The sequence below is a fragment of the Nocardioides pantholopis genome (genome assembly GCF_003710085.1).
Classification (GTDB): Bacteria; Actinomycetota; Actinomycetes; order Propionibacteriales; family Nocardioidaceae; genus Nocardioides; species Nocardioides pantholopis.
Genome location: NZ_CP033324.1, coordinates 1,085,764 through 1,099,762, shown reverse-complemented (window position 1 = coordinate 1,099,762; position 13,999 = coordinate 1,085,764). Strand labels below are relative to the sequence as shown.

Sequence of the window (13,999 nt, the reverse complement as noted above, 5' to 3'; positions counted from 1 at the left end):
CTCAGACCGGGTTCTGCTCGGGGTCCCAGCGGACCGCCTCGGCGCCGGGGACGCGGCGCTCCTCGATGATCGTCAGCTTCGCCAGCTCGCCGCCGACGAAGTGCTGCCAGACCCGGGTCCGGTAGTCGCCATCGGGGCGGGTGACCTCGATGATCCGCTCCTCGGGCCGGTCCTTCCAGCCGAACGAGAAGATCACCGCCTCCGCGCCGACCCGGCTGGTCTCACCCCACATGTTGGAGTTGTGGAAGTTCACCGAGTCGCCGTCGACGGTCGCGTGGTAGTAGTGCTCGTAGGGCTCCTGCCCCTCGCGCAGGTAGGTGACCCGCTCGGTCCAGGTGGTGCCCTCCATCCGGCCCTCCTGGCGGCTGTCGAACCGCTCGAGGAGCGTGCCGTCGGGCTGGAGCACCGTGTAGGTCCCGGCCCAGACCCCGGCGACCTTCTCGCGCAGGATCTCGTTGATCGTCGTGCTCATGTGCGGACTCCTCGTGGGCTCAGATGATGCCGCGGGCCTCGAGGCCGCGGATGACGCTCTCCTGGGTGCTGCGGAAGTGCGCGCGGTCCGGGACCCCGTCGACGGTGTTGGCCGGGTGCACGCTGGTGCCGGCGTACGTCGGGGCGTAGAGCTCGAAGCGCTGGCGGGCCAGCACGTTCTCCATCGCCACCCGGCGCCGGAACGCGCGCAGCGAGGCGAGGTCGATCTCCGCGTTCGCGGCCATCGAGGGGCCCTGGGCCGCCTCGGCCAGCACCAGGCCGCGGTGGTCGACGATCTTGCTGCTGCCGTCGCCGGACTGCGGAGGCAGCGCGGTGCCGTAGAGCCCGGCGGTGTTGGCGGACACGACGTACGCGCTGTTCTCGAGCGCGCGGGCCAGCTTCGCCACGTTCTTCGGCGTCATCAGCGCGCTGGCGACCTCCGAGGAGCTGTGCACGAAGACCTCCGCGCCCCGCATCGCGAAGCAGCGCGCGATCTCGGGGTAGAGGATCTCCTCGGAGGCGATCGGCGCCAGCCGGCCGATCTCGGTGTCGGCCACCGGGAACAGCGCGTCCTCGCCGTAGATCTCCAGGTAGCGGTCCAGGACGTCGTGCGGGGTGACCGCCCACATCGAGTTCAGCCGCCGGTAGCGCAGCAGCACCTGGCCGGTGGGCCCGAAGATCACGCAGGCCTGGAAGTACACGCCCGGGAAGTGCTCGTCGGACTCGTAGTTGTTGACCGCGAGGAAGACGCCCGCGTCCTGGGCGATCTCCGCCAGCCGCCGGTACTCCGGGCCGTCGGGGTCCAGCGCGGCGCGCTCGGCCCAGACCGGGAGGGGCTCCCCCGCCGGCGGGCCGGACAGGACGTACTCGGGCAGCACCACGAGCTTCACGTCCTGGCCGGCGGTGGCGCGCGAGGTCAGCACCTCCGCGTGGATCCGGTCCACGGCCGCGAGCATCGCCGAGCGCGCCGAGGCGGTGTCGGGGCAGCCGTTGATCGCGTGGCAGGCGGTCTGCAGGGCCAGGGCGCGGTAGCGCGGCGGGGCCACCGGGCTCACAGGAGGGCCTTGGCCTCGGCGAGGAGGTCGGGGTAGACGACCTGGGAGAGGTCGGCCTCCTTGGTGATCAGCTTCGCGCCAAGCAGCGCGGTCTGCATCTGCTCCCACTCCTGGGGGTGCAGCTGCATCAGCTGGTCCTCGCCGCGGGCGAGGTACAGCGGACGGACCAGGTCGAGCTGCACCTGGGCGTCCTCGGGGGTGATCTCGCGGTTGTACTTGCGCACCCACTCGATCGTCTGCTTGTCGTTGGACTCGTCGCAGACGTACTCCAGGGCCTGATGGAACCCGGCCAGCACCTTGACCACGACGTCGCGGTGCTTCTCGAGCTCCTCGCGGCTGGTGAGGTAGGTGTCGGCCGGGACCGGCATCACGTCGTCGAAGTTCCAGGCGTGCACGCTGCTGCCGGCCTCCTCGAGCGCCTCGCGCTCGGCGGCGCTGCCCACCCAGGCAGCGACGTCGCCCTTCTCGGCGAACTGGTAGGCGGACGTGCCCAGGCCGGTGACCTTGCGCTCGATCGACTTCGGGTCGACCCCCGCCTGCACGGCCATCAGGTCGATGAGCTGGTCGGTGGTGCCGCCGGCCGAGACCACGCCGACGGCCTTGCCCTCGAGGTCGCCGATCTCCTTGACCGGGGACTCGGCCATGGACTGCAGCTCGAACGCCGTGCGCTGGACCGGCATGCCGATCGCGACGAACGGCGCGTCCTCGTTAGCGATCGTGATCAGCGCGCTGATCGACTGGAACCGGGTGTAGGCGGTCGACCCGGCGATCAGGCCGGACATCGCCTGCGGCGTACCGGTCGAGGAGATCACCTCGCAGTCGACCCCGAGGTCCTTGAAGAACCCCGCCTCCCGGGCCACCATCTCCGGGCAGTTCCCGACGTTGTAGCCGAGCGCGGTCTGGTACGTGCGCCGCACGCCCGAGCCGCCGCTGCCGTCGTCGCCGCCGCAGGCGCTCAGCAGCGAGGCGGCGGGGACCGCGATCCCGAGGCCGGCGGCCCACGAGAGGACGCTGCGGCGGCTCAGTCCGTTCTGGTTCATCGGGTTCTCCTGTGCTCGGGTGGTCACTGGGTGGGCCTGGTGAGCCGGACCGACTCGTGCCAGGGGATGAGGAAGCGCTTGAGGGAGGCCACTGCCAGGTAGAGGACGAGCCCGTAGAGCGCCATCAGCACGATCGCGCCGAAGAGCAGGTCGATCTGCAGGTTGTTCTGGAGGTTCAGCGCGTAGCGCCCCAGGCCCTTGTCGCCGCCGAGGTACTCCCCGACGATGGCGCCGATCGTGGCCAGCACGACCGCCTGCTCGAGGCCGGCCAGGATGAAGGCCATCGTGTGCGGCACCTCGACGCGCAGGAACCGGAACGTGCGCCCGGCCCCGATCGAGGCGGCCATGTCCTGGTGGCCCTGCGGGAGCGACTGGATGCCGAACGCGGTGTTGACCATCAGCGGGAAGAAGCAGACCAGCGCCGCGAGCGCGATCTTGGACTCCTCGCCGAAGCCGAACCAGAGCACGAAGAGCGGCGCGAGGGCGACCTTCGGGGTCACCTGGAGGAGCACCAGGAACGGCTTGAGCACCAGTGCCAGGATCCGCGACTTGCCGATCGCGAAGCCCGACCCGATGCCGATGGCGGCGCCGATCAGCAGCCCCAGGACCGTCTCGACGAAGGTCGTCCAGACGTGCTCCTTCCAGATGAAGGGGTCGGTGACCTGGCCGCGCAGCGCGGTCCACACGTCCGCCGGAGCGGGCACGATGAACGGCGAGACGTCGCTGAGCTCGATGTAGAGCTGCCATCCGCCGATCAGCGCGATCGCGAGCAGCGGCGTGGTGACGAAGACGAGGTAGCGGTCGACGAACCGACCGGCGGCGCTGCTCCTCATGCTGCGGCTCCGTTCCCGCCGGCGGGCTTCTCGTGGTTGAGGGCGTCGCGCAGCACGCCGGTGTAGCGGGCGAACTCCGGGGTGGCCAGCACGTCGATCCCGCGTGGCCGCTCGAGGTCGATGGTCACGTCGGCCACGACCCGCCCCGGGCCGGCCTGCATCACGACGACCCGGTCGGCGAGGAAGACCGCCTCCTGGATCGAGTGGGTCACGAAGACGACAGTCTTCTTCTTCTCCAGCCAGATCTGCTGGAGCTCGAGGTTCAGGTTGTCCCGGGTCTGGGCGTCCAGGGCACCGAAGGGCTCGTCCATCAGCAGCACCGCCGGGTCGTAGGAGAGCGCCCGGGCGATCGCCACCCGCTGCCGCATCCCGCCGCTGAGCTGGTGCGGGAGCTTGCCGCTCGCGGCGCCGAGCCCGACCAGCTCGAGCATCCGCTCCCCCGTGGCCCGGCGCTCGGCGCGGGAGATCCCGCGCGACTCCAGCGGCAGCAGCACGTTGGCCAGGGCCGAGCGCCAGGGCAGCAGGTTGTGCTCCTGGAAGACGAAGCCCACGTCGCCGAGGGCCCGGCGCCGCGACGCCGCGGTGTTGCCGAGGTCCTTGCCGGCCACGCTGACCCGGCCGCTGGTGGCGGTCTCGAGCCCGCCGACGATGCGCAGCAACGTGGTCTTGCCGCACCCCGAGGAGCCCAGCAGGGCGACGAACTGGCCCTCGGGGATCTCCAGCTCGATGTCGCCGAGCACGGGCGCGGAGCCGGGGGGTCCGAACGTCTTGGACACGTGGGCGATCGAGATGGCAGTCACTGCGCAGCCTTTCGGGGTCGAGGCGTGCTGGGTCCGGGTGCGGGAGCAGGCCCGACCGGACGCGGACGCAGGCCTCAGTGCATTCCGAAGTGCGGAACGGCATTTCGGTACGGTGATGGAATCCTCCCGAGATCACCGCGGCTTGGGAAGGCCCTGGGCATTTGTCGGATTAATCCCGACCGGGCCGAGCGGGCCGGCCGGCCGGGTCGAGCCGAGCCGGGTCTGGGCGGCTCAGGCCCAGGTGCGCACGTGCAGCGGCCCGGTGCCGGCCGGCAGCGGGGTGCCGGCCGGCACCCACGCCCAGGCGCGCGCCGCCGGGTCCAGCACGTCGGCGTCCACCGGCAGGGGGTCACGGCCTGCGGCGTCGCGCAGGACGGCGTACTCCCCCGCGACCTCCGGGGCGTCGGCGCGCAGCACGCCGGCGACGTCCGCCGCTGACACCGTCACCGGCGCGGTGGCCGGCTCGGCCGCGGCCGCACCCGGCACCCATTCCGGGAACCCGGAGAACCAGGCGATCACCAGCGCACCGCTCGTCGAGACGCTGTCGGTGCGGTCCGTGCGTGGCGGCAGGTAGACGTAGTCGCCCGGGCCGTGGCTGCCGACGACATCGATCGACCCCTCCAGCACCACGAACTCCTCGGCGGGCAGGTAGTGCCCGGAGCCGGGCCGGCGCCAGCCCGGAGGGAACCGGACCAGGGAGACGCTCGCCCTCGTCGTCGGGTCCGAGCCGAGCCGGGCCAGCCGGACCGCCGGGCTGGACCCCGCGATGCTGAGGTCCAGCCACTGCGTCTCGGGAAGGTCCAGCGACGCCAGGTCGGTCACCGGGCCTCGGCCAGCCTGGTGCCGAGCAGCCGGCCGAAGGTCAGCGCGGGGGTGACCAGCATCCCGCCGCAGAAGCTGTTGCCGCAGGTCGCGCCGGCGCCGATGACCTCGCCGACCGCGTACAGGCCGGGGATCGCGGTCCCCTGCTCGTCGCGGACCGCGAAGTCCGCGTCGATGTCGAGGCCCTGGAAGGTGACCAGCGTGATCGCGTGGTTGCGGATCGCGTAGAACGGGCCCTCGGCGATCGGGGCGGGCAGATGCTGGCGCCCGAACTCCGGGTCGACACCCGCGGCGACGGCGTCGTTGTACGCCGCCACCGTGGCCTCGAGGCCGGCGGCATCGATCCCGGCGAGCGCCGCGACCTCGGCGAGCGTGGCGGCGGAGTGCACGCCGGGGCGGGTGTTGGCCATCGCCCGCACCTGGTCGGGGTCCTTGCCGACGACCATCTCGTTGAGGGTCCCCGTCGAGAGGGACAGGGCGGCGTCGTCGAAGATCGTCCAGAACGTCTGGTCCTGGATCTTCGTGAGCGCCCGCTCCTTCTGATCGATCGACTCCTCGTCCTCGGCGACCCAGCGCTTGCCGTGCACGTCGACGTAGATCTCGCGCGGCGGCCGCTCGCTGGTCAGCCGCTGCCGGTCGTTCCAGTTGGCGCGGGTCGGGCTCTGCGGGTCCGGCAGGCCTCCGAAGGTGGGCAGGTAGGTGCCCTGGCCCTGCAGCCGCGCGCCGACCGAGAGACCGAGGTGGATGCCGTCGCCGGTGGAGGTCTTGTTGGCGGCCGAGACCAGCGGGGCGCCCTCGAGCTCCTGGAACAGCTCGGCGTCCGCGCCGTAGCCGCCGGTGGCGAGCACGACGGAGCGGGCGTCGACCTCGACCTCGTCGCCGCCGCGCAGCACGGAGACGCCGATGATCCGGCCCTCGTCGTCCTGGCGCAGCTCGGTGACGGGCGCCTGGGTCCACACGGTGAGGTCGTACGCCGCGACGGCGCGGTCCAGCTCGGGGCGCAGGACCTCGAGCAGGGACATGCCCTCGTCCTTGCCGTAGACGGTCCGGGCCACGCCGTACGGCTCGTGGCCGTAGACGATCCGCGGGGTCTCCGGCGCGAACGGGAAGTCGCGGTCGTGCAGCCAGTCGACGGTGGCGGGGGCGTGCTCGGCGACGATCGTGATCAGGTCGTCGCGGGCCGTGCCGGCGCTGATCCGGCGGATGTCGGCCAGGTGGGCCTCGACGGAGTCCTCGATGCCCTTCTCGGCCTGGCGCTTGGTCCCCGCGGCGGCCAGGTGGCCGCCGGTGATGTAGAGCGTGCCGCCGATGCGCGACTCCTTGTCGACGAGCAGCACCCGGGCACCGCCCTCGGCGGCGTGGATGGCGCACGGGATGCCGGCCGTGCCGGCTCCCACGACGACGACGTCGTAGCTGGTCTCGCTGGCGATCGCTCTTCACTCCTCAGGGGGCCTCGCGCGAGGCGAGGAAAAACGGGCGCCCCCGGGGATCCGGGGGCGGGGGGTGGTGCACTCCCGCCGGAGGCGGGCGTGGTGCGCCCCACGCCACAGGGACGTGGGGCGCACCAGGGGATCACATCCCGTCGCCGTCCCAACGGCCGCGCGAGCGGCTGCGGACCGGCAGGGAGGAGATGATCGGGGCGGGGACGGGGTCCCCGTCCTTCCAGTCCACCCGGGTGCCCCAGTTGTGCGCGTGCTTGTTGGTGCGCTCGTCGGGGTGCTCGGTGTCGCGACCCGACCAGCCCCAGTCGAGGTTGATCGACTCGCGAGCCGGGGTCTCCTCGGCGTCGTGGCTGTGACCGGCCTCGTCGTGCGAGTGGTCGTGGTCGTGGTCGTGGCTGTGGCCAGCGTCGCCGTGACCGCCCTGCAGGTTCGCCGCGTCCATCGCCTTCATGAACGCGAGGATCGACGGGTCGGAGCCCGTGCCGTGGTGCTTGACCGGGGTGTTGTTCTGGCCCTGGTCGATCTGGAACTGCCAGGCGTTGGTGAGCTGGCGCATGTCCTCGTCGGTACGCCACGGCTCGGCCATGTCGTGCGTCGAGTGCGAGTGGCGGGCCGGGGTGTGCGGCTCCTCCACGACACCCTGCGGGGTGTAGTTGACCCCGTCGCCGCCCCAGCGCACCCACTCGTTCTGGGTGTACCAGTTCTTCAGCTCACCGTCCGAGCGCAGCAGCCAGGTGGCGCCACCCTCCATGGTGGTGAAGTGGCCGTGCTTGACCCGCGCCGGGCGGAAGAAGTACGTGCCGAGGTCCAGGGTGCCGAAGTTGTACTCCATGTGGCCCTGGGTCGTGTACGCCTCCTCGTAGCACGGGTGGTGCGCGAGGCGGTGGTCCGACCAGCCCTGCTGGGCGTGCACCAGGCGGGTGTAGAAGCCGGTGACCGGGTCCACGTGCAGGTACTTGATGAACAGACCCGGCATCGGGCCCGGGTTCGGGACCGCGTCCCAGTTCATCGCCTCGGAGTCGATGACGATGACCTCCTCGCGGGCGTCGTCCCAGGCCTTGGCACCGGCGAGGGAGTCGACCGCGTCGAAGCCGGCGTCGCCGTACTCGCGGTAGTGCAGGATCTTGGTGCCCTCGGCGACCTTGAGGTAGTCGACCGGCACGCCCTTGGGCGCGTAGACGTAGCCGCCCTTGCCGATCTTCCGGCCGCCGTAGTCGATCTCGCCCTCGAGGACGTAGTACTCGGTGTTGGCGTGGTGGATGCCGGCGCTGCGGCCCCACCCGGTGTGGAAGTCGACGCGCAGCGAGGACGAGCCGTCCTCCTCGTCGACCGAGAGGCGCCGCTCGCTCGCGCGGCCCTCGGCGCCCGGCAGCTCAGCGGCGTGCCAGACGTAGTCGTCTTCCTGGATCAGTTCCACGTGCGGTCGCAAGTCGCGCCTCTTCTCTTCTCGGTTGGTCTGTTGAATCGGGCTCGGTGACGGGGTGCCGCCGAACCGGACAGGTAGGTCTAGTCGGACACCTCGACGAAGGTGACGGGGAGTCCGTTGGGGGTCTCGACGAACGCCACCGGGCACCCGGCGAAGAGGGCCGGTGCGCCAGCGCGGGGCCCGGATCGGACGGTACCCCCCAATTGCTCAGTGCGGAACAATGTTTCAGAAAGGTCCCGAACCTTGAACAGCCAGCCGGTGTGGCCCAGGTGCCGACCGGTGCGCTGCTGGTCGCGCCGGTCCGTGCCGAGGGTGCGGTTCTCCAGCCGGGTCACCTCCAGGCGGGCCGTCGTGGGACCCGCGAGGAAGCTCAGGCGCATCACCGAGCCGGCAGGGAGCAGCGCCATCTCGTCGAGGCCAGGGTGGGTGAAGGACACGTCGTACCAGCTCTGCAGGCCCAGCCCCTCGGCACCCCAGAAGGCCGTCTCCGCCTCGAAGTCGGGGACGTGGCACACGACCGAGGTGAGCTCGGTGTAGTGCCGGTCGGGCTCGGCGTCCCACGCGGCGGTGCCGCGTGCCTCGGCCGGCTGCACGAAGACGATGTCGGTGGCCTCCGGGGCCAGCAGGAAGCCCTGCGTCACCGAGACCAGCTTCTCCCCCAGCGGCACCGCCCACGTGGCCGGCGGGGTGCGCCAGCGCTGCCCGGCGTCGGCCAGCGTGGTGTGGCTGACCTCGATGTCGCGGGTGTACATGTTGATCGCGACCAGGCCGGTGTCGGCCTGCAGCGGGTGCTCCGGGACCTCCTGGGTCGGGACCTGGAGGAGGATCAGCCGGCCGTGCGGCGACCCGGCGGCGGTGAGCACGGTGACCGGCAGGTCGCCGATCCCGTCGCCCCACAGCGCCGAGGCCTCGGCGGCGGGGATCACGCCCTGCTCGGCGACCTCCCAGCCGAGCTGGCCGACGTACAGCTCCAGCTGCGCGTCGAGGTCGTTGACCCCGAGAAAGGCGGCGTCGACGCCACCGACCAGACAGGGCTCGCTCATCGGCTCTCCTTCACGGGGTGGGACTCGGCCTGCGTCTCGGGCTGGGCGGCGGCGAGCCGGCTGCCGAGCAGCCGGCCCAGGGTCATGGCCGGGGTGATGCTCATGCCGCCGACGTAGTTGTCGCCGGCGAACTTGTTGTTGCCCAGGACCTCGCCGACGGCGTGCAGCCCGGAGATGGGCTGCCCGTCGGTGTCGAGGACCCGCATCCCGGTGTCCACGGCCAGGCCGTCGCGGGACAGGATCGAGGCGGCCACGGTCGTGATCGCGTAGTACGGCGCCTGGTCCAGGCGGCGCGGCAACGTGGTGCGGCCGAGCTCGTCCTGCCCGCTCTCGACCCCCGCGTTGTACGCCGCGACGCTCCGGCCCAGCGCCTCGGCGTCGACACCGAGCCGCTCGGCGAGCTCCTCGAGGGAGTCGCCGCGAGTCACCCAGGGACTGGTCTCGCAGGCCGCGGCGAACCGCTCGGGCGTCCACTCGTCGGCAGGGTTGCGGATCAGGCTGACCGGGGCGTGCTCGACGACGCCGGCGTCGAAGACCACGTGCATGGTGTTGTCCGGCTGGCGCAGCAGCTCGCGCTCGCGGCGCTCGGGGCTGGTGGTGTCCTCGGCGACGAACCGGCGGCCGTCCTTGTTGACCCAGATCTCGTGGGGGGTCCGGTAGGCCGGGGCCATCTCGACGAACGCCTCGCGGTAGTCGACCGCGTGCCGGGGCCGCTCGGGGTCCGGGATCAGGCCCATCACCGGCAGGAAGATGCCGTCGGCGGAGACCGCGGCGCCCAGCTGCTCGGCGAGGACCAGGCCGTCGCCGGTCGCGTGGTCCAGGCAGCCGACCAGGACCGAGTGGCAGTGCTCGGGCAGGAACCGGTTGCGCAGCTCGAGGTTGGCGTCGTAGCCGCCGGTCGCGAGCACGACGGCGTCGCCGCCGATCACGCCCGCCTCCCCGTCCCGCTCCACCTCGACGCCGACGACCCGGTCGCCGTCGCGGCGCAGGCCGGTCATGGTCGTGGACAGGTGCATCCGGATCCGGCCGGCGCGCACCTGGTCCAGGAGCAGCCGCTCCAGGACCGTGATCACCGAGCGGCCGTGCTCGACGCCCCAGTAGGTGCGCGGCACGTCGTACACCTCGTGGCCGTGGATCAGCCCGGGGCAGTCGGGGTGGAACTCGAAGCCCAGGTCGTCGAGCCAGTCGACGAGCTCGCCCTGGTGGCGCACGGAGAGCTCGGCGAGGTCGGCGTCGACCCGGCCGTGGGAGATCCGCTGGACCTCCGCGAGGTGCCGCTGGGGGCTGTCCTCGATGCCGCGCTCGGCCTGGCGGCGGCTGCCGGCACCGGAGAACTCCCCGTTCGCGATGTGCAGCATCCCGCCGATGGCCGCCTGCTTGTCGACGAGCTCGACGCGCGCCCCGCCCTCGGCCGCGGCGATCGCGGTGGCCAGCCCGGCGCCGCCGGTGCCGACGACCACGACGGTGCGGGTCACGCCGGAACCTCGGCGACGACCTCGATCTCGACGCCCACCGGCCCGCGCACGACGCCCTCGGCGACCGGCTGGGCGCCGGCACCGGTCAGGGTCTCGAGGGTGCCGGCGGGATCGTCGGAGACGAAGACCAGGCGCCGGATCCCGACGGCGTCAGCGCTGCGGTCCACGGTCGGGACGCCGGTGAAGGACATGATCTCCAGGCGCGCCGGCAGGTGCCGGGGGCCGACCATGAAGGCCAGGCGCAGCGAGGCGTCCAGGGGCATGCCGACCAGCTGGTCGAACGGGTCTCCGGTCATGGCGCCGTCGAAGAGCGTCGTCAGCCCGGCCGCCTCGAAGAACGCGACGGCCGCGTCGTGGTCCTCGACCACCAGGACTGCCGTGTGCAGCTCGGAGTGCAGCCGCTCGGCGTCCGCGTCGTACGCCGCGCTCGGCCGGTGGGCGCCGGGGACCGCCAGCGGGACCGTCCACCAGGTGCCGTCGACGCCGCGGCCGACGAGCTCGGAGAGGCTGGCGGCGCCGTACGGGTAGGTCACCGGCGGCCGGGGGGCGCCCCCGGCGCGAGCCATCGCGGCGTGGGTGGCGTCCAGGTCGTGGGAGTAGATGCCCAGCAGTCGGGCGCCGAGGTCCCAGACCGCGGGCGGCTCGGCCATGGTCTGCGTCGCGGCGTCGGTCGAGGCGGGCACCAGACGCAGGTGCCCGGCGGGGGCGCCCGCGACGCCGAGCAGCACGCCGCCCTGCTCGTCGCGGTCCAGGACCTCCAGGCCGAAGGCCTCCTGGTGGAAGCGCACGGAGGCCGCCACGTCGGCACTGGCGACCACGACCTCGCGGAGGTACTGCAGGCTCATCCGGGTCTCCCTCAGGGCGGCGCCGCACGGGCGCATCGAGTGATCGTCCAGCTGGTTCGGCAGTGGAGACCGCTCTGTTCCACTGTGCGAAACGCTGTTCCAGAGACATTACTGACGTTCCCCGAGGCCGTCAATGGTCTGCCCACGCCTGTCCACACTGCGCGGCCGAGCGGGGCCGAGCGGGGCCGAGCAGCACGGAGCGGACCAGTCCGTCGGGGCGTCGGTGCCCACTTCCGACGCCTGTTACGCGTAGCGTAACGCTGTTCCAACAGTCTCAGGAGGATCTGCGTGGCTTCGAGCGCCCCCCGCGACGCCGCCCCGGCGACGTCCCCCGCCGGGCGCTCGCCCGTGGTCGTCGCCCTGATGTGCGCCATCGGCGTCGGTTGCGTGATGTTCGACCAGACATCCCTGGTCGTGGCCGCCCCCACGATCGGCGCCGACCTGGGCGCCGGCCTGAGCGGCCTGCAGTGGCTGACCGCGATGTTCCCGCTGGTCGCGGCGAGCGCCATGCCGGTGAGCGGCATGCTCGGCGAGCGCTGGGGCGCGCGCACCACCCTCCAGGTCGGCCTGGCGGTCTTCGCGCTCGGCGGCGTCGCGGCCGCCCTGTCCGCGAACCTCGGCATGCTGCTCGGGGCGCGCATCGTCCAGGGCATCGGCGCGGCGCTGGTGCTGCCCAACGGCGCCACGCTGCTCGGCGCCAACCTCGCCCACGGTCCGGTCCGGGCCCGCGCGGTCGGCTACTGGATGATGACCAGCTCGACCGGGCTGCTGCTGGGGCCCATCCTGAGCGGCGCGCTGGCCGAGCACTACGGCTGGCGCTCGACGTTCCTCGTCGTGGTCCCGGTCGCCCTGCTCGCCATCGCGGTCACCTCGCGGCTGGGGACCACGCCGCGGCGCAGCCCGGGCCCGCTCGACCTCGCCGGCCTGGTGACGGCCTGCACGACGCTGGCCCTGCTGTCCTGGTCGCTGATCGCCACCGGCCGCGGCTCCGCCCCGGTCCCGCTGGTCGTCGCCGGGTACGTCGCAGCGCTGCTGCTCGCGCGGGTGTTCCTCGCCATCGAGCGCCGCGCCACGCGACCGCTGCTCGACCTGGAGCTGTTCGCGTCGCGCCGGCTGCGCACGGTGCTGCTCGCCTGCCTGGCCTACAACGCCGCCATCAACGGCACCGCGTTCCTGATCTCGGTGCACTTCCAGGACGGCCGGGGGTTCAGCTCGACCAGCACCGGCTGGCTGCTGGTGATCGCGAACGCCGGGATGCCGCTGGCCGGGATGCTGGTCAACGCGCTGCGCCCGTTCCTGGCCCCGGCGACGCTGATGGTGCTCAGCCTGCTGACGCTGGCCGCGGCGTACCTGTGGCTGGGGCTGGGCAGCGAGCTGCCGGTCGCCGCCCTGCTGGTGCCGCTGGTGCTGGTGGGCGTGGGCGCGGGGGTGCTGTACTCCGTGGACACCGGGACCGTGCTGGACTCCGCGGACGGGCACCAGTCCGCCCCCGCGATGGCCTCGCTGGCGCTGATGCGCCAGATCGGCTCGGTGCTCGGCATCGCGACCCTGGCCTCGGCCGGTCAGGTCGCGGTCGCTGTCGACCTGACCCCGCGGGGCGAGGCACCCGCGTTCGTGCTGGCCGCGGTGGCGCTCGCCGTCCTCGGCCTGGTGGTCCGCCGGCAGCTCGCCCGCTCCTGAGGACCGGCTGGGCGCCGGCCCGGGCCCAGCGGTGAGCCTGCCACCGTTTCCGGCCGGGCTTCGGTGGCTGACTCACCGCTGCTCCGGCGGACCCGGGACTGGCGGTGAGCCTGCCACCGTTTCCGGCCGGGCTTCGGTGGCTGACTCACCGCTAACCCGAAGCCGCCGGCGGCCGGGCGCAGCGGTGAGCCTGCCACCGTTCGAGCGACTCATTCGGTGGCCAGCTCACCGCTAACCGGAGCCGCCAGCCCCGGAGGGCCCGGGATCACGACGCGTCGGAGTGCTCCCGCACCAGCGCCGCGACCTCGGCGGTCCGGGTCACCATCATCTGGTGGCCCCACTCGGGCAGGTGCAGGAACCGGCCGGTGGCGATCAGGTCCCGGGCGCGCAGCGTCGGCTCCTCGAGGTCGTCGCCCGGGCAGAGCAGGAGCACCGGCTGCCGGACCCGAGGCAGGTGGTCGGCGTGCCGGTAGGCGAACGCCGCCAGGTAGCCCCAGTGCGCCTGCTCCCCCGCCCGCTGCTGCTCGGCGAACTCGCGCTGGAGCAGCTCCAGCGGGGTGCCCGCCGGCGCCCACCGGACCAGCTCGGTGAACTGGCGCACCAGGTGCGACCCGTCCGGCTCGGGCCGCCGGGGCACCGCGAGCTGGCGCTCCTGGGCGGCGAGCTCCTCGTCGGTGTAGTGCGGCGCCGAGACCAGGATCAGCGAGCGCACCCGGTCGGGGGCGGCCAGCGCCAGCTCCACGGCGATCTTGCTGCCGGTGTGGTAGCCGAGCACGTCCACCTCGGGCAGCCCGTAGTGGTCCAGCAGCGCGAGCATCGTGCGGGCGTACGTCGCGATGGCGGGGCCGTCACGCGGCGGGTCGGAGGCTCCGAACCCGGGAGTGTCGGGGGCCAGCGCGAAGCGGCCGGCACCCAGCTCGGCGAGCAGCTCCTCGTACATCCGTCCCGAGCCGGGACTCAGGTGCAGGCACAGCAGCGGCCGGCCACCCTCGCCCGGCCGACCGGCCCGGCGGACGTGGACCTGCCCCTCGGGGCCGTCGACGTACTCCCTGCGGACCTCGTCCATG

13 protein-coding genes are annotated in these 13,999 nt (G+C 72.7%); 1 reads left to right on the top strand and 12 read right to left on the bottom strand.

The genetic code is table 11. The features are described from left to right. Nucleotide 1: 1 nt before the first annotated feature. From EBO35_RS19350 to EBO35_RS05200, 11 genes are all read right to left on the bottom strand, one after another. Nucleotides 2-472: a DUF3598 family protein gene (locus EBO35_RS19350; protein WP_164477816.1), complete on the bottom strand. Its 471-nt coding sequence runs from the start codon at nt 470-472 to the stop codon at nt 2-4. Between the two features lie 19 nt (nt 473-491). After that, complete coding sequence (locus EBO35_RS05245; RefSeq protein WP_206422679.1) at nt 492-1,526, bottom strand: nitrilase-related carbon-nitrogen hydrolase; 1,035 nt, start codon at nt 1,524-1,526, stop codon at nt 492-494. Continuing rightward, nucleotides 1,523-2,566 (bottom strand): ABC transporter substrate-binding protein, encoded by a 1,044-nt coding sequence (locus EBO35_RS05240; protein WP_122816786.1) that lies wholly within the window; start codon nt 2,564-2,566, stop codon nt 1,523-1,525. Before EBO35_RS05240 ends, EBO35_RS05245 begins: the two co-directional genes overlap by 4 nt. 23 nt (nt 2,567-2,589) lie before the next feature. After that, a complete protein-coding gene (locus tag EBO35_RS05235; RefSeq protein WP_122816785.1) occupies nt 2,590-3,399 on the bottom strand; it encodes an ABC transporter permease in 810 nt (269 codons plus the stop codon). Next, entirely contained in the window at nt 3,396-4,199 is an 804-nt protein-coding gene (locus EBO35_RS05230) for an ABC transporter ATP-binding protein (RefSeq protein WP_122816784.1), read from the bottom strand. Before EBO35_RS05230 ends, EBO35_RS05235 begins: the two co-directional genes overlap by 4 nt. A gap of 231 nt (nt 4,200-4,430) precedes the next feature. Further along, nucleotides 4,431-5,021, bottom strand: a complete 591-nt coding sequence (locus tag EBO35_RS05225) for a cupin domain-containing protein (RefSeq protein ID WP_122816783.1) — start codon at nt 5,019-5,021, stop codon at nt 4,431-4,433. Beyond that, a complete protein-coding gene (locus EBO35_RS05220; protein ID WP_122816782.1) occupies nt 5,018-6,451 on the bottom strand; it encodes an FAD-dependent oxidoreductase in 1,434 nt (477 codons plus the stop codon). Before EBO35_RS05220 ends, EBO35_RS05225 begins: the two co-directional genes overlap by 4 nt. A 142-nt stretch (nt 6,452-6,593) precedes the next feature. Next, nucleotides 6,594-7,880, bottom strand: a complete 1,287-nt coding sequence (locus EBO35_RS05215) for a DUF4437 domain-containing protein (RefSeq protein WP_164477815.1) — start codon at nt 7,878-7,880, stop codon at nt 6,594-6,596. 89 nt (nt 7,881-7,969) lie between these two features. Continuing rightward, a complete protein-coding gene (locus EBO35_RS05210) occupies nt 7,970-8,932 on the bottom strand; it encodes a VOC family protein (protein WP_122816780.1) in 963 nt (320 codons plus the stop codon). Further along, nucleotides 8,929-10,407 carry an FAD-dependent oxidoreductase gene (locus tag EBO35_RS05205; protein ID WP_122816779.1) on the bottom strand — a complete coding sequence of 493 codons (1,479 nt, stop codon included), beginning with the start codon at nt 10,405-10,407 and terminating at the stop codon, nt 8,929-8,931. Before EBO35_RS05205 ends, EBO35_RS05210 begins: the two co-directional genes overlap by 4 nt. After that, nucleotides 10,404-11,252 carry a VOC family protein gene (locus tag EBO35_RS05200; protein WP_164477814.1) on the bottom strand — a complete coding sequence of 283 codons (849 nt, stop codon included), beginning with the start codon at nt 11,250-11,252 and terminating at the stop codon, nt 10,404-10,406. Before EBO35_RS05200 ends, EBO35_RS05205 begins: the two co-directional genes overlap by 4 nt. Nucleotides 11,253-11,540: 288 nt before the next feature. Between EBO35_RS05200 and EBO35_RS05195 the strand changes: the two genes are divergently transcribed. Then, nucleotides 11,541-12,932 carry an MFS transporter gene (locus EBO35_RS05195; protein WP_122816777.1) on the top strand — a complete coding sequence of 464 codons (1,392 nt, stop codon included), beginning with the start codon at nt 11,541-11,543 and terminating at the stop codon, nt 12,930-12,932. 265 nt (nt 12,933-13,197) lie between these two features. Here the strand turns inward: EBO35_RS05195 and EBO35_RS05190 are convergent, their stop codons facing one another. After that, the gene (locus EBO35_RS05190) at nt 13,198-13,998 is read right to left on the bottom strand and encodes an alpha/beta fold hydrolase (protein WP_122816776.1); all 801 of its coding nucleotides are present in this window, start codon (nt 13,996-13,998) and stop codon (nt 13,198-13,200) included. Between the last annotated feature and the right edge of the window lies 1 nt (nt 13,999).

Bases quoted from the DNA above. Each gene is read 5' to 3' on its own strand.
- EBO35_RS19350 (WP_164477816.1), bottom strand. From the start codon at position 472: ATGAGCACGACGATCAACGAGATCCTGCGCGAGAAGGTCGCCGGGGTC.
- EBO35_RS05240 (WP_122816786.1), bottom strand. From the start codon at position 2,566: ATGAACCAGAACGGACTGAGCCGCCGCAGCGTCCTCTCGTGGGCCGCC.
- EBO35_RS05235 (WP_122816785.1), bottom strand. From the start codon at position 3,399: ATGAGGAGCAGCGCCGCCGGTCGGTTCGTCGACCGCTACCTCGTCTTC.
- EBO35_RS05210 (WP_122816780.1), bottom strand. From the start codon at position 8,932: ATGAGCGAGCCCTGTCTGGTCGGTGGCGTCGACGCCGCCTTTCTCGGG.
- EBO35_RS05200 (WP_164477814.1), bottom strand. From the start codon at position 11,252: ATGAGCCTGCAGTACCTCCGCGAGGTCGTGGTCGCCAGTGCCGACGTG.
- EBO35_RS05190 (WP_122816776.1), bottom strand. From the start codon at position 13,998: ATGGACGAGGTCCGCAGGGAGTACGTCGACGGCCCCGAGGGGCAGGTC.